Origin of the sequence: Mycolicibacterium chengduense, assembly GCF_033741155.1 — a bacterium.
GTDB lineage: Bacteria > Actinomycetota > Actinomycetes > Mycobacteriales > Mycobacteriaceae > Mycobacterium.
The window spans coordinates 287,417-310,399 of record NZ_JAWQNH010000004.1 but is presented as its reverse complement, the minus strand read 5'-3'; the positions used below and the strand labels follow the sequence as shown (position 1 = coordinate 310,399).

The following is a 22,983-nucleotide window of genomic DNA, read 5'->3' as shown; positions in this document are numbered from 1 at the left end:
CAACAATAAGCTAGGTTAGGCTAAATTTACCTCGTGCTGACGTCGACTCTCAAGGTGAGGCAAAGGTGACCGTGGAGACCAGAGCGGAAAACGTTGTGGTACTTCCGCTGGCGCTACCGACGGGCATCACCCCCGCCGATGTGGTGGCCGAACTGGCCAGGATGGCCGAGAACGACGGCCACGAATACCTCGTCTACGAACACCGCGGCCAGTGGATTCTGGCAAGCGATGTCCGGGTGGCCATCGAACTGGACTCCGATGAACTGCGACTGATCACCGACGGCGAGGTGACCCGACAACCCTGGACCGGGCGTCCCGAGGTGGTCCTCGGGGCGGCGGTCGACCGGCTGCTGCTGGAGGGGCAGCGGGTCTTCGGTTGGGTGGCTTTCGAATTCGGCGCCTACCGATTCGGTCTGCAGGAGCAGCTGCCGCCCGGCACGCCGCTGGCCCGGCTTTTCCTGCCCGAAAGCCAGGTGCTCGTCACCGAGGACCAGGCCACGGTCATCGGCGGCGACGCGACCTACCCGGTGGCCATCGACCGGTTGATCGCCACGGGCGTGGCGCCGACACCGGCCCCACGGCCACTCGACGTCAGCGCCGACACCGCGGCGTACCGAACCAGGGTGGCCACCGCGATCGACGAGATCCGCTGCGGGCAATACCAGAAGGTGATCTTGTCGCGGCGCTTCGACGTCCCGTTCGCCCTGGACTTCCCGTCGACGTATCGGGTGGGGCGCCGCAACAACACACCGGTGCGGTCATTCCTGTTGCGCTTCGGGGGGATTCGGGCGCTCGGTTACAGTCCCGAACTCGTCGCCGCGGTGCGCGAGGACGGCACCGTGCTGACCGAACCGTTGGCCGGCACCCGGGCGTTCGGGCGTGGTGCCGACCAGGACCGCGCCGCCCGCGACGAACTGGAATCCGACTCCAAGGAGATCGTCGAGCACGCCATCTCGGTGCGTACCTCCATGCAGGAGATCTCCGAGGTCGCCGAGCCCGGCACCGCCATGGTCTACGACTTCATGACCATCCGCGAGCGGGGTAGCGTGCAGCATCTGGGATCGACCGTCGGCGGCCGGTTGAGCTCGTCGCTGGACCGGATGGACGCGCTGGCGGCGTTGTTCCCGGCCGTCACGGCCTCGGGAATCCCCAAGGCCGAGAGCGTCGACGCGATCCTGCGGCTGGACCAGACCCCGCGCGGGCTGTACTCCGGTGCGGTGGTGATGTTCACGGCGGGCGGTGAGATGGATGCTGCCCTGACCCTGCGCGCGGTCTACGAGCAGGACGGCGCCACCTGGCTGCGGGCCGGTGCCGGCATCATCGCGGCGTCCAACCCGGACCGCGAGTTCGAGGAGACCTGCGAGAAACTCACCACGCTGGCACCGCATCTGGTGCCCCGCAGCTGACCTGCTTCAGCCGCCGTGCGGCTAATCCGCTTCAGCGGTTCAGCTGCGCGGCAATGGTTTTCTTGATCGCCTTCTTGTCGATCTTGCCGACCGCGGTGGTCGGCAAGGAGGGCATCGCGACCAGGGTGTCCGGCCGTGAATGTGCGGCCACCCCGCGGTCGTCCAGGTAGGCATTCAGGTCGGCGAGGGTGACCGGGTTTCCACTGAAAACAACCACCGCGCAGATCTTTTCACCGAGGAACTCGTCGGGTAGCGGTACGGCCGCGGCCGACCAGATGCTCGGGTGCGTGATCAGGTGTTCCTCCAGGTCCAGCGCCGACACCGTCTCGCCACCGCGGGTGATGACGTCTTTGACCCGACCCGTCACCTCCAGATAGCCGTCGGCGAGCCGTCGGACCCGGTCCCCACTGCGATAGAAGCCGTCCGGGGTGAAGGACCGGGCATTGTCCTGCGGGGCGTTGAAATAGCCGTTGATGGTGTAGGGCCCGCGCACCAACAGCTCGCCCTCGACGCCGGGAGCCACCTCGTTGCCGTCCTCGTCGACGATGCGCAGTTCGTCCAGCTCTGACAGGGGGCGGCCCTGGGTATGGTCCAGGCGCTGCGGCCCGTCATCGAGCCGGGTGTAGTTCAACAGGCCTTCAGCCATCCCGAACACCTGCTGCAACCCCGGCGTCAGCGCGGCGCGTAGGGCGGCCGCATCGTCGGCACCGAGCTTCGCGCCACCCACCTGAACCAGGCGTAACCCTTTGGGGGCCAGCGGCTCCCAATCGCAGGCTGCCGTCCACAGCTTGGCCAGCGCGGGCACCAGCGCGGTGACGGTCACCCGGTGCCGGTCGATCACCGCGAAGGCAGCTTCCGGTGACGGGTCGGTGGTGAACACCGTGGTGGCGCCGACGCTGAGCGCGCCGAGCAGGCCGGGGCAGGCCAGCGGGAAATTGTGTGCGGCGGGGAGCGCAACCAGGCATACGTCGTCGGACGTCAGCGCGCACAAGCGGGCACTGGCGGTGGCGTTGTACACGTAATCGTCGTGGGTGCGGGGGATGAGTTTCGGTGCGCCCGTGGTACCGCCGGACACCAGCAGCAGCGCCGGGGTGTCGGTCGCCGGCGCGACGACCGGTGGCTCGGCGTCGCTGTCCAACGCCGACCACGGGAGAAAGGGGCCCGGGTCGCCGTCGACGATGACGTGACGCACCCGCGGATGGGCCGCGACGAGTTCCTCGGCCATCTTCCGGTAGTCGAATCCTGCTGCGCTGTCGGCGATGACCAGCGCTACGGCGTCGCTGACCGCCGCGAAATGGGTCAGTTCGGCCAGCCGGTGCCCGGGTAAGCACATCACCGGCACGGCGCCCGCGCGCAGCAACCCGAACAGCGCGACGGCGAAGCGTGCCGAGTTCGGCAGCTGGAGCAGCACGCGGTCACCCGGCGCGATGCCCAGCGCCGCGAAGCCTGCCGCCGCGCGGTCAGCCAGCGCGTCCAGCTCGGCGAAGCTGTGCGCGGCGGCGGCATCGGCCACGGCGAGATGGTCCGACCACGTTGCTGCCGCGGCGCGCAGGAGCTCATCGATGGTCCGGCCAGTCCAGAGGCCTGCGGTCCGGTAGTGCGCCGCACGGTCGGCCGGGAACGGCCGGAAGCCGGCCGCCAGGGCGGTCTGCGCTGCGGATTCCGCCGGTTGCGGCGTGCTCAGGGTCACGTGGTTGCCCTTCGGGGTAGGAGTTTTCGGTCATCCGAATATAGGGTAGCCTTCTCAAAATTAGGGCAGCCTTTGCTAAGCGATTGGACGGCGTTGGGAGGCGTGATGAGTGTTGCTGTGAATGCCTCGGAGCTAGCAGAAACCATCCGGCACGAGATCGCCGATCTGCTCGGCGTTGCGGCCGTGGACATCGACCCCGAGGTCGATCTGGTCAGCCAGGGACTGGATTCCATCCGGATGATGTCGTTGGCCGGGAAATGGCGGAAAAAGGGCCTGGACATCGACTTCGCGTCACTTGCGGCGCAACCGTCGGTCCGTGCGTGGTCAGAGATGATCGGCCGCGACGATGCAGAGTCCGATCCCGAACACGACGCCGAAGCCTTTGACATCGAAGCTGATTCGAGTTTCGACGCCCCGTTTCCGCTCGCTCCGATGCAGCACGCCATGTGGATCGGGCGGGAAAGCGACCAGCAGCTCGGCGGGGTCGCGGGGCACCTGTACGTCGAATTCGACGGTGATGCCATCGATTACGATCGGCTCAGCGCGGCGGCGACACAGCTCGCCGAACGACATCCGATGTTACGGGTGGAATTCCTTCCCGACGGAACACAGCGCATCGGCCCAGTGCCGCAACCCTTCCCGGTACAGCTGGTCGATCTGCGCCATTCCGACGACGTCGAAGCGCGGCTGGCCCAGCTTCGCCGGGTCAAATCGCACCAGCAGCTCGAGCACGGTGTGCTCGAGTTGGCACTGACCCTGCTGCCCGACGGCCGCTCCCGGCTGCACGTCGACCTGGACATGCAGGCCGCCGACGCGATGAGCTATCGCACGCTGATGTCGGATCTCACCCGGCTCTACAACGGCGCCGATCTGACCCCGCTCGGCTACACCTACCGGCAGTACCGGCTCGCCGCGGCACGCCGGCCCAGGGCCGCCGACGCCGATCGGCAGTGGTGGGCCGAACGCATCCCCGAATTACCGGACCCGCCGCGGTTGCCGGTGCTGCCCCGTGCCGAGCAGGCCGACCCACGGCACACCACCCGGCGCCACCATTGGCTGGACCCGCAGACCCGCGACGCCCTGTTCGGTGCCGCCCGCCGGCGGGGCGTCACGCCGGCGATGGCCCTGGCCGCCTCGTTCTCCGATGCGCTGGCCGGTTGGTCGGCCGAACCGCGCTTTCTGCTCAACGTGCCGATGTTCGGCCGCGAGCAGCACCACCCCGATGTCGACGCGCTCGTCGGTGATTTCACCTCGTCGTTGCTGCTCGATATCGACCTCGGCGCCGCCGATACTGCCGCCGCCCGGTCCCGCGCCGTGCAGGCGGCGTTCCGCAGCGCGGCCGCGCACGCCGCCTACCCGGGCCTGTCGGTGCTGCGCGACCTCAGCCGCCACCGCGGCACCCAGGTGCTGGCCCCGGTGGTCTACACCAGCGCACTCGGCCTCGGCGAACTGTTCGCCGGCGAGGTCACCGACACCTTCGGCACACCGGTCTGGATCAACTCGCAAGGGCCGCAGGTGTTGCTCGACGCTCAGGTCACCGAATTCGACGGCGGCATCCTGGTGAACTGGGATGTCCGTGAGGACGCGTTCCCCGCCGGGCTGATCGACGCCATGTTCGACCGGCATATCGGCGAGCTGCTGCGGCTGGCCGCCGACGACTCCGCCTGGGAGGCCACCCGCGCCCCGCTGATCGGCGCCGAGCAGCGCGCGGTCCGGGATCGGCTCAACGGCATCACCGCCGAGCCGGGCGGGCAACCGCTGCACGCCGGCTTCTTCGCCTCGGCGGCCGCCACCCCGGACGCCACCGCAGTCATCGGCTCGACCGACACACTGAGCTACGCCGAACTGCGCGAGCACGTACTGGCCGTCGCCGCCGCCTTGCACACCGCCGGTATCAAACCCGGGGACACCGTGGCGGTGCTCGGCCCCAAGGGCGCCGACCAGGTCACCGCGCTGCTCGGCATCCTGTCCGCCGGTGCGATCTATCTACCCGTCGGCGTCGATCAGCCGGCCGAACGGGCCGAGCGCATCCTCGCCACCGGCGGCGTGCGGATGGCCCTGGTGTGCGGTGACCAGGAACCCACCTGGCTGCCCGCCTTGACGATCCCGGAGGCGTTGCGGGTCGGGCGCCGCGCGATGGCCAACGACCCCGGGTTCGCCCCGGTGCTCGCCGATCCGCAGGACTTGGCCTATGTGCTGTTCACCTCCGGGTCGACCGGTGAGCCCAAGGGGGTGGAGGTCACCCATGCCGCGGCGATGAACACCGCAGAATTCCTCTACGGACACTTCGAGATCGGGCCGGACGATCGGTGTCTGGCGCTGATGACGCTGGAATGCGACCTGTCGGTGCTCGACGTCTTCGCCACGTTGGCCACCGGCGGCGCGATCGTTGCCGTGGACGAGGCGGACCGCCGCAATCCGGACACCTGGGCCCGGCTGATCCACGAACACCACGTCACCGTGCTCAACTTCCTGCCAGGCAGCCTGGAGATGTTGGTCGAAACCGCCACGGCTGACCTGCTTTCCACACTCCGAGTGGTACTCACCGGTGGCGACTGGGTGCGCACCGCCATGGTGCGCCGGTTGCACACCCTGGCGCCCGGGGTCCGGGTCGCCGGGCTCGGTGGTGCCACCGAAACCGCGATCCACGCCACCATCCACGAAGCAGGCACCGACCTGCCGGCGGCCTGGACCGCGGTGCCCTATGGCGTGCCGTTCCCGAACAACGCGGCGCGCGTGGTCAATTCGTTCGGCGCCGACTGCCCGGACTGGGTGCCCGGTGAGCTGTGGATCGGTGGGCGCGGCATCGCGTCCGGGTACCGCGGCATGCCGGAGCTGACCGCCACACGTTTCGTCGAGCACGACGGCAGGCGCTGGTACCGCACCGGTGACCTGGCCCGGTACTGGCCGGACGGCACCCTGGAATTCGTCGGCCGCGCCGATCACCGGGTGAAGATCAGCGGGTACCGCATCGAACTGGGTGATGTCGAGGCGGCGTTGCAGCGCATCCCCGGCGTGCGCGCCGCGGTCGCCGGCATCGTGCCCGTGGCCGGTACCCGCCGCACCGACGCGCTGGCCGCGCTGGTGAGCGTCGACGATCCCGGGCTCGACGTCCAGCAGATCACCGAATCGATGACCGACCTCGTTCCGCCGCACATGATTCCGCGGCACCTCGCGGTGGTCGAGCGTATCCCGTTCACCCTTGCCGGAAAGACCGACCGGCGGGCCGCCGCTCGCATCCTGGCCGAGCTGGTCGCCGACGGACCGGATGACCGCAGAGTGCCGGTCACCCCGGTGCAGCGGGCGCTGGCGGCCATCATCGGTGAACTGCTCGGCACGTCGGATATCGGCGTCGACGACGATTTCTTCGCCCTCGGTGGAGATTCCGTGCTGGCCACCACCGCGGTGGCGCGGATCCGGGAGTGGCTGGACACCCCGACCGTGATGGTGCCCGACATCTTCGCCACCCGCACCGTCGAAGCGCTGGCCGCGCGGCTGACGGCCAGGGAAGCCGGCAGCGACCGGCTCGACCGGGTCGCCGAACTCTATCTGGAGGTCGCCCTGATGGACGACGCGGACGTGGTGCACGCCCTCGACGCCGCCACCGCCTCGTGACCGCCGCAGATCTCACGTTCGCGCCTTGGGTCAAGCGGTACTCCCGGGGGCAGGAGCGAAGCGACCGGGGGATCGGTTCAGCCGGGCAGCCCGTGCTGGTGTTCCCGCATGCCGGCGGCGCCGCCCTGGCCTACCGGTCGCTGGGCACCGCACTGGCCGCCGCCGGTGCCGACGCCTATGTCCTGCAGTACCCACACCGCGGGGACCGGCTGACTCACCCGGCGCCGGCCACCGTCGCCGAGCTGGCCGCCGACCTGTTCGCCGCCGGCAGCTGGGACCGGCTGGCGCCGCTGCGGCTGTTCGGGCATTGCATGGGCGCGGTGGTGGCCTTCGAGTTCGCGAGACTGGCCCAGCAGCGCGGCGTCGAGGTGGCGGCCCTGTGGGTGTCGGCCAGCGAAGCGCCCGCCGCGGTGGCCGCATCGCCGGCGCTGCCGATGGCGCAGGACGAGATCATCGCCGAGATGGTCGATCTCGGCGGCACCGACCCTCAGCTGCTGGACGACGAGGACTTCGTGGAACTGCTGCTCATGGCGGTCCGCGCCGACTACGCCGCGTTCAACCGGTACAGCTGCACCGACGACGTGCGCATCGACGCCGACATCCACACCCTGGGCGGCGACCGCGATCACCGGATCGACGAAACCATGCTGCGCCGCTGGGAATCCCACACCACCGGCGCCTTCACCTGCTCGATGTTCGAGGGCGGGCACTTCTACATCAACGACCACACCGCGGACGTGGCGGAGCTGATCAATGAGCTCTGATGCGCCGCGGCACGATGACGATCCGGTGGTGATCGTCGGGATGGCCGTCGAGGCGCCCGGCGGTGTCGACACCGCCGACGCGTTCTGGGACCTGCTCGCCGAGCGGCGGGAAGCGTTGGGGCATTTCCCCACCGACCGTGGCTGGGCGATCGCCGAACTGCTCGACGGTTCCCTGCGTGACGGCTTCAAACAGATCCACGATCTCGGTGGATTCCTGGACAGCGCGGGCGAATTCGATCCGGCCTTCTTCGGCATCTCGCCCCGCGAAGCCGTCGCGATGGACCCGCAGCAGCGGGTCGCGCTGCGGCTGGCCTGGCGCGCCATCGAGAACGCCGGCATCAACCCGGATGACCTCGCGGGCCACGACGTGGGCTGCTACGTCGGCGCCTCGGCGCTGGAATATGGGCCGCCGTTGTCGGAATTCTCCTCGCACAGCGGTCATCTCATCACCGGAACATCGCTCGGGGTGATCTCCGGGCGGATCGCCTACACCCTGGACCTGGCGGGCCCGGCGCTGACCGTCGACACATCCTGCTCTTCGGCGCTGGCCGCGTTGCACACCGCCGTTGCAGCCGTGCGCGCCGGCGACTGCGCGATGGCCCTGGCCGGCGGTGTCTGTGTGATGGGCACCCCGGGCTATTTCGTCGAGTTCGCCAAGCAGCACGCTCTCTCCGATGACGGGCACTGCCGTCCCTACAGTGCCCATGCCAGTGGCACGGTGTGGGCCGAGGGAGCGGGAATGTTCTTGCTGCAGCGCAAGTCCGCCGCGGTTCGCGAACACCGGACGGTGCTGGCCGAGGTGCGCGCCACCGCCGTCAACTCCGACGGCCGCACCGTCGGCCTCACCGCGCCCAGCGGCACCGCACAGGAGCGGCTGTTCGGTAGGGCCATCGCCGCGGCCGGCCTGGCGCCCGAAGCCGTCGGCATGATCGAAGGCCACGGCACCGCCACCCGGCTCGGGGACCGCACCGAACTGCGGGCATTGGCCAAGACCTACGGTGCCACCGCGCCGGGCGCCGGGGCACTGCTGGGCTCGATCAAGTCCAATATCGGGCACACCCAAGCCGCAGCCGGCGCGCTCGGGCTGGCCAAGGTGATCGTCTCGGCACAACACGGCTCGGTACCGGCCAGCCTGCACACCGACGAGGCCAGCCGCGAAATCGACTGGGAAGAACAAGGCCTGCGACTGGCCACCAAGCTGACACCGTGGCCGGCCACCGACGGCGTGCGGATCGGAGCGGTCTCGGCGTTCGGGATGAGCGGCACCAACACCCATATCGTGGTGGCGATACCGGCTGCGGGGAACGGCCGGTGACCGCGCTGCCCGACGGACGCGTGCCGGTACTGCTGAGCGCGCACGCCGAGGGCCTCATCGCCCAGGATGCCGCCGCGATCCTGGCCTACCTGGAGCGGCGGCCCGCCGAGGTCCCCGCCGTGGCGGCAGCCACGTTGCGCACCCGCCGAATCCGCAAGCACCGCACACTGATCCGAGCCACCGACATCGCTGAGCTGACCGACGCCCTGCGCGCCGTGGCGGCGCGCGGCGACCACCCGCTGGTCGCGCGGTCCGCACAACCGATGCACAACGTCGCCTTCGTGTTCCCCGGCCAGGGCAGCCAGTGGCCGTCGATGGGCGTCGAGGCCTATGACCGGCTGCCCGGATACCGGACCGAGGCCGACCGCTGCGCCGCGGCGTTCGCGTCCGCCGGACACGCCTCACCGCTGGACTACCTGCTGGCCGAGCCCGGCGCGGCGACCAACGATTTCACCCAGGTGCAGATCCAGGGCGCCCAGTTCGTGCACGGAGTGGCCCTGGCCAGGGTGTGGCGATCCTGCGGTGTGCTGCCCGATATGACGGTGGGTCACAGTCTCGGGGAGATCGGCGCCGCCTACACCGCCGGGGCCATCACCCTGGCCCAGGCGGTCGGTGTCGTCGTCGCGCGAGCCACCCTGCTCGACGGACTGACCGGGCCCTACCGCGTCGCCGTCCTCGGACTGTCACCGGAGGCGGCGGAGCAGGCCACCGCCGATGTCGACGGCTGGGCCGAGGTGTCGGTGGTCAACTCGAAATCCTCGGTCGCGGTATCCGGCGACACCGCGGCCATCGCGGCGCTGGTGCGCCATGCCACCGACCGCGGCGGCTTCGCCCGCGAGATCGAGATGTGGTTCCCGGCGCACACCACCAAACTGGACCCGCTGCGGTCCGACCTCGCTGCGCTGCTGCCCGCCGGGGCGTTCGCCGACACCCCGGTCCGGTTCATCGGTTCGGCCACCGGTGCCGTCGTGGCGGCCGGTACCGATTTCGCCGACTACTGGTACACCAACCTGCGCAGCACCGTGCGGTTCGACCGTGCCGTCGCCGCGGCTCTCGACGGCGGTGCGCGAACCTTCGTCGAACTGTCCGCACACCCGGCACTGCTGTACGCGCTCGGCGACGTGGTCGACGATCTTGAGATCCCCGACGTGCTCGCGGTCAGCTCCGGCCGACGCGACGAACCGATCACCGATCGACTGTCGGCCGGTATCGCCGCGGTCGCCGTCAACGACCCGGGGTACCGCTGGGCCGGCCACCTCACCGGGTCGACCGCGCCGCTGCCGAATTTCCCGTTCGCCCCGATGCGGGCTGAACACCTCTGGGCCACACGGCAGCCGCTGCCACCGGTCGCGGGTATCAGTGTCGCCGTCGAACAGTGGCAACCGGTTGTCCCGGTCAGGGCCGGCGGCCGGCGGGCCGCCGTCATCGGCATCGACGACGATCTCGGCACCGCGCTGGCCCACCGGCTGGCCACCGCGGACCCCGCCGATGCCGACGTGCTCATCGTGGTGGCGCCCGCCCTGGACGGTACCGACGCCGCCCAGGCCGCCACCGAACTGGCCGGTCGGATCGAATCCGGGCTGCTCGCCTACGCGGACACGCTGAGCGGCACCGACCGTGACGTGTGGCTGGTCACGGTCGCCGGGGAGCAGGTTCGTCCAGGCGATCCGGCGCCGTTGCCCGCACAGGCCGCGCTGGGGGCCATGCACCGCAGCCTGGGTCTGGAATTCCCGGATCACCGCTTCGGGCACCTGGACCTGCCGGGCAGAACGCTGGACGAGGCCGCGGTGGACATCCTGCTGGGCCCGGTCGGGGAGTTCGCCATCCGGGACGGCATCGCCTACCGGCGGTCCACCCGTGACGAACAGATCAGCACCCCCGCGTGGACCCCGGACTCCGGGGTGCTGGACGAGGTGGTGATCACCGGCGGCAACGGTGTCGTCGGGCTGCACCTGGCCCGTTACCTGGCCGACCATGGCGCGCGGCGGATCGTGTTGCTCAGCCGCGGGGGAGTCGACACCGGCGTGCTCGCCGAGCTGAGCACCGATGTCGTCGTGGCTCGCTGCGATATCACCGATCCGGAGGCGCTGGCCGCGGCCATCGTCGAAACCGGTTCTGCCGCTGCGTCGTTGGTCATCCACGCTGCAGGTGCGGCCAGCATCACCGAGCATCGGCGGCTCACCGCGACGGCGTTCGCACAGACCGTGACGGCGAAGGTCACCGGGTTCGATCGGTTCGCGGCCGCCTGGCCGCTGCGTCCCGACGCCCGAATCCTGTTGTGCTCGTCGATATCCGGGCTATGGGGTGGTCGGGGTCATATCGCCTACGCCGCGGCCAACCGGCTCCTCGACGTGCAGGCCGCGCAGCTCCGGGCCGCGGGCCGCCGCTGCACGGCGGTGCGCTGGGGCTTGTGGCCGGGTACCGGCATCATCGACGAGGACGAGATCGCCAAGGTGCAACGCTCGGGTCTGGTGGCCATGGTCCCGGACCGGGCCGCACATGTCTGCCTGCGCGACTGGACTGCCGACCCGCTGGTGTTCTCCGCCGACCCGGTCCGGCTACACACCTTCCTCGGTGACACCGATGCAGGTCCGGCCGTACCCGCAGCGGCCCCCGCCGCCACCGGTGGCAGCGATCCTGCCGGTGCCCTGCGGACCGCACTCGGGGCGGTGCTGAAGGTGGCCGACACCACCACGCTGGACCTGTCGGAGTCGTTACTCGATCTGGGCGTCGACTCGTTGTTGGCCCTCGACCTGCGCAAGAAACTCCTGCAGGCCACCGGGCACAAGGTCCCACTGGCCACGATCCTCGGCGGTATCACCGGCACCGAGCTGATCGATCATCTCCACAACTCCGATAAGGAAAGCACTGTCGCGTGACTGATATCGCAGCTGCCCCCGCCACCACCGGGCGTGACGCCCGGCTCGAGCTGATGCGGCGCAAACTCGCCGAGCGTGGGCTGTCCGCCGCGCAGGCCACCGAACCGGATCCCGCGACGTTGTCCGACGGCCAGCGCCGGATGTGGTTCGTGCAGAGCGCCGATCCGACCGGCGTGCTGCTCAACGTGTGCGTCTCCTACCGGCTCACCGGTCCGGTTGATCCTGCCACCTTGCACGCCGCGGTCGACGCCGTCGGCCGCAGGCACCCAATCCTGCGCACCACCTACGCCGCCGACGAGACCGGCGCGCCGGTGTCCACGGTGCACGACGATCTGCGGCCGGGGTGGGCCTACCACGACGTCTCGGACAAGTCCGAACGGGCGCGCGCACTGCGCCTTGAGGTGTTGGCGCAGCGCGAGTTCGGCACCCCGTTCGACCTGCGTACCGACTCGCCGCTGCGGATCACGCTGGTGCGCACCGGTGCCGACGAACACGTGATGCTGCTGGTGGCCCACCACATCGCCTGGGACGACGGTTCGTGGCGGGTGTTCTTCACCGACCTCACCCGGGCCTACGAAGGCGCGGATCTCGGACCCGTCCCGCGCCCGCCGGCGCCGGCGGCCGACAGCACCGAGGAGGATCTCGCGCATTGGCGTGCCGTGCTGGCCGATCCGCCCGAGCCTCTGGAACTGCCAGGACCGTCCGGCTCGGCGGTGCCGACCGGATTCCGTTCGCAGCGCACCACGTTGGCGCTTGCGGCGGGAACCGTGGACAAGGTCGCCGCATTGGCCCGTGACACCGGCGCCACGCCGTACATGGTGCTGATGGCCGCCTTCGGGGCGCTGATCCACCGCTACACCCACGCCGACGACTTCCTGGTCGCCAGCCCGGTGGTCAACCGCGGCACCGACGATGCGATCGGCTACTTCGGCAATACCGTGGCGATACGGTTGCGGCCCAACGGGACCCAGAGTTTCCGGAACCTGGTCACCGCAGCACGCGACACCGCCGTCGCGGCGTTCGCCCACCAGCGCGTCAACCTGGACCGGGTGGTGGCCGAACTGAACCCGGACCGGCGACACGGCGCCGAACGGATGACCCGCGTCAGCTTCGGGTTCCGCGAACCCGACGGCGGCGGCTTCCGCCCCGCGGGCATCGGGTGCACCCGTGCCGAGCTGCGCAGCCACGTCACCCAATTGCCGCTGGGCTTCATGGTCGAATGGAACGCCGACGGCGCGACCGTCGAGGCGGAACACCTCACCGAGATCATCGACGCGGAGTTGGCGTCGAACATGTTGGCCCACTTCGCCGTACTGCTGGACAACGCGCTGACTCAGCCCGACACCCCGGTGCAGCGCCTCGAGCTGTTCACCGCCGAGGACAAGGACTGGCTACAGGCCGTGTCCCACGGCGACCACTTCGACACACCCCCGACCACGTTGACCGCACTGGTGCAGGAACAGGCGGCCCGCACCCCGGAGGCCGTCGCCGTGGTGTACGAGGGCAGGCACTACAGCTACCGCGAACTCAACGAGGAAGCCAATCGGGTGGCGCACTGGCTGATCGCCCAGGGAGTCGGCACCGAGGACCGGGTGGCCGTGCTGTTGGAGAAATCGCCGGAACTGGTGATCACTGCGCTGGGCATCGTCAAGGCGGGTGCGGTGTACCTGCCCGTCGACCCGAGCTACCCCGAGGACCGGCTGAACTACATCTTGTCCGACTCGGATCCGAAAGTGGTGATCCGGGAACCCGTCACGGGCCTGTCGAACTGCGGCACCGCCGACCCCACCGATGCCGACCGGGTCCGTCCGTTGCTGCCCGAGAACACCGCCTACCTGATCTACACGTCCGGGTCCACGGGTCTGCCCAAGGGCGTTCCGGTGCCGCACCGGCCGATCGCCGAGTACTTCGTCTGGTTCGGCGACGAGTACCAGGTGTCCCAGGACGACCGGCTGCTGCAGGTGGCCTCCCAGGGTTTCGACGTGTCGATCGGCGAGGTGTTTGGCATGCTGGCCGCGGGTGCGCGGCTGGTCATCCCCAAGCCCGGCGGTCTCGCCGATATCGGCTACCTGACCGCGCTGCTGCGCGACGAGGGCATCACCTCCATGCATTTCGTGCCATCACTTCTCGGGTTGTTCCTGTCGCTGCCCGGCGTCAGCGAATGGCGCAGCCTGCAACGCGTCCCGATCGGCGGCGAAGCGCTGCCCGGTGAGGTGGCCGACAAATTCCACGCCACCTTCGACGCCCTGCTGCACAACTTCTACGGCCCCACCGAGACGGTGCTCAACTGCACCCGGTTCAAGGTCGAGGGCAAGCAGGGCGCCCGGATCGTGCCGATCGGCACACCCAAGATCAACACCACCATCCACCTGCTCGACGACGCGCTGCAGCCGGTGCCGGTCGGCGTAATCGGCGAGATCTACATCGGCGGAACCCATGTCGCGCACGGCTACCATCGCAGGCACGGCCTGACCGCCGAACGCTTCGTCGCCGACCCGTTCAATCCCGGTGGGCGGATGTACCGCTCCGGTGACCTGGCCCGGCGTAACACCGATGGCGATATCGAGTTCGTGGGCCGCGCCGACGAACAGGTCAAGATCCGGGGCTTTCGCATCGAACTGGGCGAAGTCGCCGCCGCCATCTCGGTGGACCCATCGGTCGGACAAGCCGTCGTCGTGGTCAGCGATCTGCCGACCCTGGGCCGTAGCCTCGTCGCGTACCTGACCCCGGCCGCCGACGGTGACGCCGTCCAGGTGGACCGGATCCGGGCCCGGGTGGCCGCGGCGTTGCCGGAGTACATGATCCCGGCCGCCTATGTGGAGATCGACGAGATCCCGATCACCGCGCACGGCAAGATCGACCGGACCGCGCTGCCGGCCCCCGAGATCTCCGCGGGCACGGCATACCGCGAACCCGGCACCGACACCGAACGGGTCATCGCCGGGCTGTTCGCCGAACTGCTGGGCCGCTACACCGTCGGCGCCGACGACTCGTTCTTCGACCTCGGCGGCCATTCGCTACTCGCCACCAAACTCGTTGCCGCCGTGCGGGCCCGGTGCCGCGTCGACATCGGCGTGCAGCAGGTCTTCGAACTGGCCACCGTGGCGGCGCTGGCCGCACACATCGATGAAGTGCGGGACACCGGCACGGGCAGTGGGCGGCCCGCCATGACTCGCGTAAACCGCACGGGGCCGCTGCAGATGTCCGCCGCGCAGCTGCGCCAATGGTTCCAATTCCGCATCGACGGCCCCAACCCGGTGAACAACATCCCGTTCGCCGCCCGGCTCACCGGACCCAGCGACGTCGAGGCGTTCATCGCCGCGGTCACCGACGTCGTGGACCGGCATGAGATCCTGCGCACTACCTACCGCGAAATCGACGGTGCGCCGAACCAGATCGTCAACCCGAGCGAGCCGGTGCCGGTGCGCCGCGCCCGCGGCAACGACGACGCCTGGCTGCAGCGTGAACTCGACGCCGAACGCCGCTACTGCTTCGACCTGGAGCACGACCGGCCCATCCGCGCGGCCGTGCTGAGCACCCCCGAATGTCACGTGCTGTCTCTGGTGGTGCACCACATCGCCGCCGACCACTGGTCGGCCGGGGTGCTGTTCACCGACGTGCTCACCGCCTACCGCGCCCGGCGGGCCGGCGTCGCACCCGAGTTCGCGCCGCTGCCCGTACAGTACGCCGACTACGCGGCCTGGCAGGCCGAACTGCTGGCCGGCGATGCGCTTGCCGCACAACGTGACTACTGGACCGAGCAACTGTCTGGGCTGCCCGAGGAGAACGGGCTGCGGCCCGACTTCCCACGCCCCGCGGTGCCGACCGGCGATGGTGCCGCGCTGAGCTTCACCATCGACGCCGAGACCAGGGCCCGGCTGGCCGAGCTGACCCGGGAACTCGGTATCACCGAGTTCATGCTGCTGCAGGCCGCGGTGGCCGTCGCCTTGCACAAGGCAGGCGAGGGCACCGACATCCCGCTGGGCACGCCGGTGGCCGGCCGGACCGAACCCGAGCTCGATCAGCTCATCGGGTTTTTCATCAACATCGTCGTGCTGCGCAACGATCTGTCCGGCAACCCGACCGTGCGTGAGGTACTCCGGCGGGCCCGCGAGATGGCGCTGGCGGCCTATGCCCACCAGGACCTGCCGTTCGACCGGGTCGTCGACGCGGTCAGCCCGGTGCGGTCGCTGTCGCGCAACCCGCTGTTCGGTGTGGTCGTGCACGTGCGTGAGGAGCTACCGACGGAACGTGTCGTCGACGTGACGGAGGACGGCGAAACCCGCTTCACCGCACTGGAACCCACCTTCGATGTGGCGCACGCCGACCTGTCGCTGAACTTCTTCGCCACCGCCGCGGCGGGTTACCAGGGCACCGTCATCTTCCGGACCGAGCTCTACCAGCGCTCCACCGCACAACGCCTGGTCGATTGGCTGCTGCGGGTGGTGGACGCCTTCGCCAACCACCCCGACCGCACCCTGCGCGATATCGCGATCGGCCGCGCCGAGCAGGTGGCCCAGTGGAGCGCCGCCGCGACTCCCGAGCCGGGGTTGCCGCAGACCGCGGGCGCGAACCGGGTGTACGTACTCGACGAGTGGCTGTCCCCGGTCGGGGCGGGGGTGATCGGCGACGTGTACTACGCCGGTGGCGCCATCGACGAGGCTTGCCCGAACGCCCCTGCCGCGGCACAATTCCGGTATCCGGCCAACCCGTTCCTGCCTGGCACGCGCCTGTACCGTACCGGTGACCGGGCCCGCTGGACCGACACCGGGGCACTGGACCATGTCGAGCACGGTGACCACCGGGCGCAGGCCGCGCTCGAAGCGGTCGCCGGGGTGGCCGCCGCGCTCACCCGGTACTGGGAAACCCGCGCCGGCTCGGTACTGGCCGGTTATGTGGTGCCCGCCGACCCGTACGCCGATGTCGCCGCCTTCGCCGACGCCGTGCGCGCCGCACTGCCCGAAGAGTTTGCGGCGCTGCGTATCACGGTGCTGGACAGCCTCGACGGGGTGCCGCTGCCGCGTCCGGTGCCGGCCTCGTCGGGCCCGTTCGAACCGGCCGCCACCGATACCGAACGCACGCTGGCCGCGATGCTCACCACGTTGCTCGGGGTCGACGAGTTCGGCAGACACGACGACTTCTTCACCCTGGGCGGGGACAGCATCCTGGCCGTCCAGCTGGCCGCCCGCGCGCGTGACAACGGGGTGCCGCTCACGGCACGGATGGTCTTCGAGCATCCGGTGCTGACCGAACTGGCGGCCGCACTGGACGCCAAGGCTGGGCAGGTACCGGCCGCCGACACCCGGCACGCCCCGATGGCCGCCTCCGGGTTGTCCGCCGACGAGCTGGCCGAGCTGACGGCGGGGTGGCAGACATAATGACCGATGCCCCGGCCATCCTCGACGTGATGGCCCTCAGCCCGCTGCAGCAGGGGCTGTACTCGCTGGCCGGCCTCAGCGACGGCGGCGCCGATCCGTACTTCATCGCGATGGCCGCCGACGTCGAGGGCAGCCTGGACGCCGCGCTGCTGCGGTCCTGCGCCGAAGCGATGCTGGAACGCCACCCCAATGTCCGGGTCGGCTTCTTCCAGGGCAACCTCAGCCGTCCGGTCGCGGTGGTGCCCGCCACCTTCGAATTGCCCTGGCAGCACATCGTCGTCGACACCGAGGCCGAGGCCGCCGCAGCGGAGGACGAGGCTCGGCGGCGCCCGTTCGATCTGACCCGCGGCCCGGCGATCCGGTTCCTGCTGGCCGAGATGCCGCATTCGCGGTGGCGCCTCGTGGTCGTCGCGCATCACATCGTCATCGACGGATGGTCGCTGCCGGTATTCGTCGGCGAACTACTCGGGCTGTACCGGGGCGGCGGGGATCTGCTGGCGCTGCCGCCGCAACCCCGGCCGTATCGCGACTACATCGGGTGGCTGGCCGCCCGGGACCCGGAAGTCAGCCGGCAGCGCTGGCGCGCCCACCTGGCGGGCCTGGACGGTCCGACCATGCTGGCGCCCGCGCTCTCCGGTCTGCAGGTCGGCCCCGGCCTGCCGCGGCGCACCGAGGTGACCCTCGACGACACCGCCACCTCCGAGCTGCTCGATACCGCCCGCGCCCGCGGTGTCACCGTCAGCACGCTGTTCCAGATGGCCTGGGCCGCAATCCTGTCCGTCTGCACCGACCGCTCGGACGTGGTGTTCGGGGTGACGGTGTCGGGCCGGCCCGACGACCTGGCCGGGGTCGAATCCATGGTCGGCCTGTTCATCAACACCGTGCCGCTGCGGGTCCGCCTCGACCCGGCGGGCCGTGTCGGCGCGCAATGCCTTGCGCTGCAACGCGAGGCCGCCGAACTGCGCGACCACGGCTATCTCAGTCACACCGAGTTGCGGTCGGTCGGCGGGATCGGCGAGTTGTACGACACCCTGCTTGTATACGAGAACTTCCCGCCGGGCGGCCTCGTCGGCAGCGGCGATGTCGATCTCGGCGGTGCCGTGCTTCGGCCGTCCGCGCTGCAAAGCCTGTCCCATTTCCCCGTCACCATCGCCGCACACCCCACCCACGGCCGGCTCACCGTCCTGGTCGAAACCCTGGACGGCGCACTGGGGCTGGTAGACCCGCAGATCCTCGGGCGGCGGGTGCTGGCAGTGGTGCGCGGCCTGCTGGCGCATTGGGATCGCCCGCTGCGCGAGGTTGCCGTCACCGTCGACGACGAGGCGACGGCGCCGCCCGCCAAGAACACCCACACCGACCCGGGCGGATTCCACACCGCCTTCACCGAGGCCGCCGCCGACCGGTTGGGAGCGGTCGCCCTGAGCTGGGATGGCGGGGAACTCACCTACCGGCAACTCGACGAGGCCGCCGACCGGCTGGCCGCCGAACTGGTCCGCCGTGGGGTGTCCACCGAGACCCCGGTACCGATCTTGCTGCGCCGCGGACCCGATTACGTCGTCGCCATGCTGGCCGTGCTCAAGGCCGGCGGGATGGTCGTGCCCTTGGATCCCGGCATGCCGGCCGCCCGCATCGACGACATCCTCGGGCAGACCGGTGCCGCGGTCATCGTCGACGACACCGTCCTGGCCGCCGTCGCCGATGCACCGATACCCGAGTTCACCCCAGCGCCGGTGCGGCCCGGCCAGGGCGCCTACATCGTGTTCACGTCCGGTACCACCGGAAAACCCAAGGGCGTCATCGGAACTCACCAGGCGCTGCTGGCCTACGCGGCCGACCACGCGCGCAACGTGCTGCGGCCGGCCGGACGGCGGTTACGCATCGCGCACGCCTGGTCGTTCACCTTCGACGCTGCCTGGCAACCGCTGGTGGCCCTGCTGGACGGGCACCGTGTCCACATCATCGGCGACGCCGTGCAACGCGACGCCGAGGCGCTGGTCGCCGAGATCGCCCGGTTCCGCCTGGACATGATCGACACCACCCCGTCGATGTTCGGGCAGCTGCGGGCCGCGGGGCTGCTGAGCACCGTCCCGCTGGCGCTGCTGGCGCTGGGCGGTGAGGCGATCGACACCGCCGCCTGGCACGCCATCCAAGCCGAATGCGCCCGGACCGGGCTGCGCGCGCACAACTGTTACGGCCCCACCGAAACCACCGTGGAGGCCGTCGTCGCCAGGATTGCCGAGCACCGCCGGCCCTGTATCGGTCAGCCCACCGGCCCCACCACCGCGCGGGTGCTGGACGGCTGGCTGCGGCCGGTGCCCGACGGCGTGGCCGGCGAGCTGTACCTGACCGGGGGTCAGCTGACCCGTGGCTACCTGGGCCGGACGGGGGAGACCGCCGGCCGGTTCGTCGCCGACCCGTTCACCCCCGGCGCCCGGATGTACCGCACCGGTGACGTGGTGCGCCGCGGGCCGGACGGCGCGTGGGAGTTCATCGGCCGCAGCGACGATCAGGTGAAGATCCGCGGCTTCCGGGTCGAACCCGGTGAGGTGGTCGCGGCCCTGCACCGCCACCCCGACGTATCGCATGCGCATGTTGCGGTGCGTCGGCACCGCAACGGTCCACGCCTGATCGCCTATGTGGTTTTTTTCCAGGCGAGCGAAGCGACGGGGAAAGAACTCCGGGCGAGCGAAGCGACGGGGAAAGAACTCCAGGCGAGCGAAGCGACGGGGAACAGTCTCGGCGCGAACCGGACCGCAGCGCTGCGCGGGCATCTGGCCAACACCTTGCCCAGATATCTCGTCCCGCACCACATCATCGCGGTCGACGAGATCCCGTTGACCGCGCACGGCAAGGTCGATCACGCCGCGCTGGCCGCGCTGGACGTTCGGCGCGACGGCGACGAGGTGACCGGTCCGGCCACCGCTACCGAGACCGTACTCGCCGAGGTTCTCGGCGATCTGCTCGACGTCACGCGGGTGGACGTCACCGCGGATTTCCTCGACCTCGGCCTGGACAGCATCGTGGCGCTGTCGGTGGTGCAGGCGGTGCGCCGCCGCGGTATCGCGATGCGGGCCCGGCTGATGCTCGAATGTGCCAGCATCCGTGAACTCGCGGAGGCCCTCGATGCCGATGCAGCCGATGAACATGCCGACCCGGAAGACACCGGTCCCATCCCGTTGCTGCCCGCCGGCTATTGGCTACTGGCACAAGGTGACTCACGCCGGCTGGCGCAGACCGAAGCGATCCGGCTGCCCCGCGGCGTGACCCGGGACCGGTTGGAGACGGTGCTGCGCGCCGTGATCGACGGTCACGAGGCGCTGCGCAGCAGGCTGGACCCCGCCACCATGACCCTCGTCCCGCATCCGGTCGGCGAGGTGCTCACCGAGGCATCGGTCGCCGGTGACCTGGTGGCGGCCGTGGCCCAGTACACCGAATTCGCACTCGCCTGCCTGGAGCCGGTGGCGGGGGAGATGGTGCGTGCGGTGCTGCTGCACCACGACAGTGGGGCCGATGTGCTGCTGCTGACCGCACATGTGCTGGCCATGGATCCGGCGTCGTGGCGGATCGTCCTCGGTGAGCTGGAAACTGCTTGGCATGCAGTGGCTTCCGGGCACCCGCCACCGAAGGTGCGGGAGCACACGTCGTTGCGGCGGTGGTCCGACATCCTGGCCGAGCGTGCCCTGAAGCTGGACACCTGTGACTTCTGGGAGGCGCAGCTCATCGGTGACGATCCGCAACTGGGCAGCCGTCGGGTCTGCCCGGCCACCGACCGGGTCGGCGATGTGGTGGTCAGCATGTCCTTCACCGATCCGGAGGTGACGGCCCTGGCCACGGCCGGTGTGCTGCCTGATCTCCTGGCGGCGGCCACCGCCCGCATGATCACCGCCTGGCGGCGGTCCCGCGGGCAGGCGACGCCCGCGCCGTTGCTGGCATTGGAAACCCATGGCCGCGCCGACGCTGTCGTGGCGGCCGGGTTGGCCCGCGACGCCCGCCGGATCGACACCGGTGACACCGTCGGCTTGTTGAGCGCGATCTACCCAATGCGGGTCGTCGACGACACCGTGGCGCCGATCCCCGGCGACGGTATCGACTATGCGCTGCTGCGGTACCTGCGTACCGACACCGCCGAACGGCTTTGTGCGCATCGTGATCCGCAGGTGCTGCTGAACTATCTGGGCCGCATCCACCACGCGGGCGGCTCGGAAGCCCTGGTGCCCGACCGCGCGCTGCTGGCCAAGTTGTCCCCGACCCCGGAACCCGGCCTGGCCGTCCGCCACGAACTCACGCTCAACGTGGCACTCATCGAACGCAACGGGGTGCCGGTACTGGGCAGCCAGTGGCGCACCCTGCCCGACATCCTGTCCGCCGCCGACATCGCCACCTTGCAGGCGATGTGGCAGGACGCCCTACGAGAGGTGATCGCACCATGACACAGACGCTGGCCATCATCGGCGCCGGAGCCAAAGCCGTTGCCGTCGCGGCCAAAGCGGCCGAACTGCGTGCCATGGGCGTGCAGGCCCCGGAGGTGATCGCGGTGGAACGCACCGCGATCGGAGCCAACTGGCAGGCCGCCGGCGGCTGGACCGACGGAGCACACCGGCTGGGTACCGGCCCGGAGAAGGATGTCGGCTTCCCGTACCAGTCGGCCCTGGTGCCGCGACGCAACGCCGAGCTGGACGAGCGGATGATGCGGCACAGCTGGCAGTCCTACCTGGTGGGCACCGGGCAGTTCGCCGAATGGGTGGATCGCGGCAGGCCCGCGCCCACCCACCGGCGGTGGAGCCAGTACCTGCAGTGGGTGGCCGACCGCGTCGGAATGTCGGTGACGCTGGGGGAAGTGACCGGGATCGGCTTGCAGCACGGCGATGCCGGATCAGGGTGGGAGCTGACCACCCGGGAGAAGACCGTGCGGGCCGATGCGTTGATGATCACCGGGCCCGGGCAGGCGGAACGCTCATTGCTGCCCGGTAACCCGCGGGTGCTGTCCATCGCGCAGTTCTGGCACTGGGCCGCCGGGCAGGAGTTGATCGCCGCCGATCGGGTGGCCGTCATCGGCGGGGGTGAGACCGCCGGCACCATGCTCGATGAACTGTTCCGGCACCGGGTTTCGACCATCACCGTGATTTCGCCGCAGGTGACGTTGTTCACCCGAGGTGAGGGCTTCTTCGAGAACACGCTGTATTCGGACCCGACCCACTGGGACGGGCTGACCCTGGCCGAGAAGCGGGATGCGATGAACCGCACCGACCGCGGGGTGTTCTCGGTGCGCGTGCAGGAGGCGTTGCTCGCCGACGACCGGATCCGGCACCTGCGCGGGCGGGTGGCCCACGCGGTGGCCCGCGACGAACGTATCCGGCTCACCCTGGAGACCGAACGGGGCAGCGAACGGTTCGAGACGGTGCACGGTTTCGACCTGGTGATCGACGGGTCCGGCGCCAACGCGATGTGGTTCCAGCCGCTGCTGCGCCAGGAGGCCCTCGACGTGCTCGAACTCGGGCTGGGTGGGCCGTTGACCGGTGACCGGATCCAGGAGGCGATCGGTCACGACCTGGCCGTCGAAGATGTCGAGCCGAAGCTGTTCCTGCCCGGGCTGGCCGGCCTGACCCAGGGGCCCGGCTTCCCGAATCTCAGTTGCCTGGGCCGATTGTCCGACCGGGTGCTCGGCTCACCGGCGTTCGGCACCCCCAACCCCGCCACATCCATTCCCGCGACGAGGAGCAGTCATGAGCACCAATCCGTTCGATGACGAGAACGGCACCTTCTACGTTCTGGTCAACGATGAGGAGCAGTACAGCCTGTGGCCGGCGTTCGTCGACGTGCCGGCCGGCTGGCGGGTGGTGTTCGGTGCGAGCACCCGGTCCGACTGCGTGGCCTACGTCGAGGAGAGCTGGACCGACCTGAGGCCCAAAAGCTTGCGCGACGCGATGTCCTGAGCG

Annotated in this window: 10 protein-coding genes; 9 read left to right on the top strand and 1 reads right to left on the bottom strand. The window is 70.0% G+C overall.

Annotated features, from left to right (window positions below):
- Positions 1-65: 65 nt before the first annotated feature.
- The gene (locus SBI67_RS16555; RefSeq protein WP_318981598.1) at positions 66-1,406 is read left to right on the top strand and encodes a salicylate synthase; all 1,341 of its coding nucleotides are present in this window, start codon (positions 66-68) and stop codon (positions 1,404-1,406) included.
- 31 nt (positions 1,407-1,437) lie between these two features.
- On the opposite strand, the gene SBI67_RS16550 is transcribed toward SBI67_RS16555, so the two are convergent.
- Complete coding sequence (locus SBI67_RS16550) at positions 1,438-3,096, bottom strand: (2,3-dihydroxybenzoyl)adenylate synthase (RefSeq protein ID WP_318981597.1); 1,659 nt, start codon at positions 3,094-3,096, stop codon at positions 1,438-1,440.
- Between the two features lie 105 nt (positions 3,097-3,201).
- On the opposite strand from SBI67_RS16550, the gene SBI67_RS16545 reads away from it, so the two are divergent.
- Genes SBI67_RS16545 through SBI67_RS16510 form a run of 8 tightly spaced genes read left to right on the top strand, consistent with a single transcriptional unit; the run spans position 3,202 to position 22,980 of the window.
- Positions 3,202-6,711 carry a non-ribosomal peptide synthetase gene (locus SBI67_RS16545; RefSeq protein ID WP_318981596.1) on the top strand — a complete coding sequence of 1,170 codons (3,510 nt, stop codon included), beginning with the start codon at positions 3,202-3,204 and terminating at the stop codon, positions 6,709-6,711.
- Complete coding sequence (locus SBI67_RS16540) at positions 6,708-7,475, top strand: thioesterase II family protein (protein WP_318981595.1); 768 nt, start codon at positions 6,708-6,710, stop codon at positions 7,473-7,475. Before SBI67_RS16545 ends, SBI67_RS16540 begins: the two co-directional genes overlap by 4 nt.
- Positions 7,465-8,790: a beta-ketoacyl [acyl carrier protein] synthase domain-containing protein gene (locus SBI67_RS16535; RefSeq protein WP_318981594.1), complete on the top strand. Its 1,326-nt coding sequence runs from the start codon at positions 7,465-7,467 to the stop codon at positions 8,788-8,790. The genes SBI67_RS16540 and SBI67_RS16535 overlap by 11 nt, the downstream gene beginning before the upstream one ends.
- On the top strand, positions 8,787-11,669 hold the full coding sequence (mbtD, locus tag SBI67_RS16530) for a mycobactin polyketide synthase MbtD (protein WP_318981593.1): 2,883 nt from the start codon (positions 8,787-8,789) through the stop codon (positions 11,667-11,669). Before SBI67_RS16535 ends, mbtD begins: the two co-directional genes overlap by 4 nt.
- The gene (locus SBI67_RS16525) at positions 11,666-17,047 is read left to right on the top strand and encodes a non-ribosomal peptide synthetase (RefSeq protein WP_413232501.1); all 5,382 of its coding nucleotides are present in this window, start codon (positions 11,666-11,668) and stop codon (positions 17,045-17,047) included. The genes mbtD and SBI67_RS16525 overlap by 4 nt, the downstream gene beginning before the upstream one ends.
- Positions 17,047-21,477, top strand: a complete 4,431-nt coding sequence (locus SBI67_RS16520) for a non-ribosomal peptide synthetase (RefSeq protein ID WP_318981592.1) — start codon at positions 17,047-17,049, stop codon at positions 21,475-21,477. The genes SBI67_RS16525 and SBI67_RS16520 overlap by 1 nt, the downstream gene beginning before the upstream one ends.
- On the top strand, positions 21,474-22,793 hold the full coding sequence (mbtG, locus tag SBI67_RS16515) for an NADPH-dependent L-lysine N(6)-monooxygenase MbtG (RefSeq protein WP_318981591.1): 1,320 nt from the start codon (positions 21,474-21,476) through the stop codon (positions 22,791-22,793). The genes SBI67_RS16520 and mbtG overlap by 4 nt, the downstream gene beginning before the upstream one ends.
- Complete coding sequence (locus tag SBI67_RS16510) at positions 22,771-22,980, top strand: MbtH family protein (RefSeq protein ID WP_318981590.1); 210 nt, start codon at positions 22,771-22,773, stop codon at positions 22,978-22,980. Before mbtG ends, SBI67_RS16510 begins: the two co-directional genes overlap by 23 nt.
- Positions 22,981-22,983: the final 3 nt, after the last annotated feature.

Coding starts and splice junctions, on each gene's coding strand:
- SBI67_RS16520 (WP_318981592.1), top strand. CDS start 17,047: ATGACCGATGCCCCGGCCATCCTCGACGTGATGGCCCTCAGCCCGCTG.
- SBI67_RS16510 (WP_318981590.1), top strand. CDS start 22,771: ATGAGCACCAATCCGTTCGATGACGAGAACGGCACCTTCTACGTTCTG.
- SBI67_RS16545 (WP_318981596.1), top strand. CDS start 3,202: ATGAGTGTTGCTGTGAATGCCTCGGAGCTAGCAGAAACCATCCGGCAC.
- mbtG (WP_318981591.1), top strand. CDS start 21,474: ATGACACAGACGCTGGCCATCATCGGCGCCGGAGCCAAAGCCGTTGCC.
- SBI67_RS16535 (WP_318981594.1), top strand. CDS start 7,465: ATGAGCTCTGATGCGCCGCGGCACGATGACGATCCGGTGGTGATCGTC.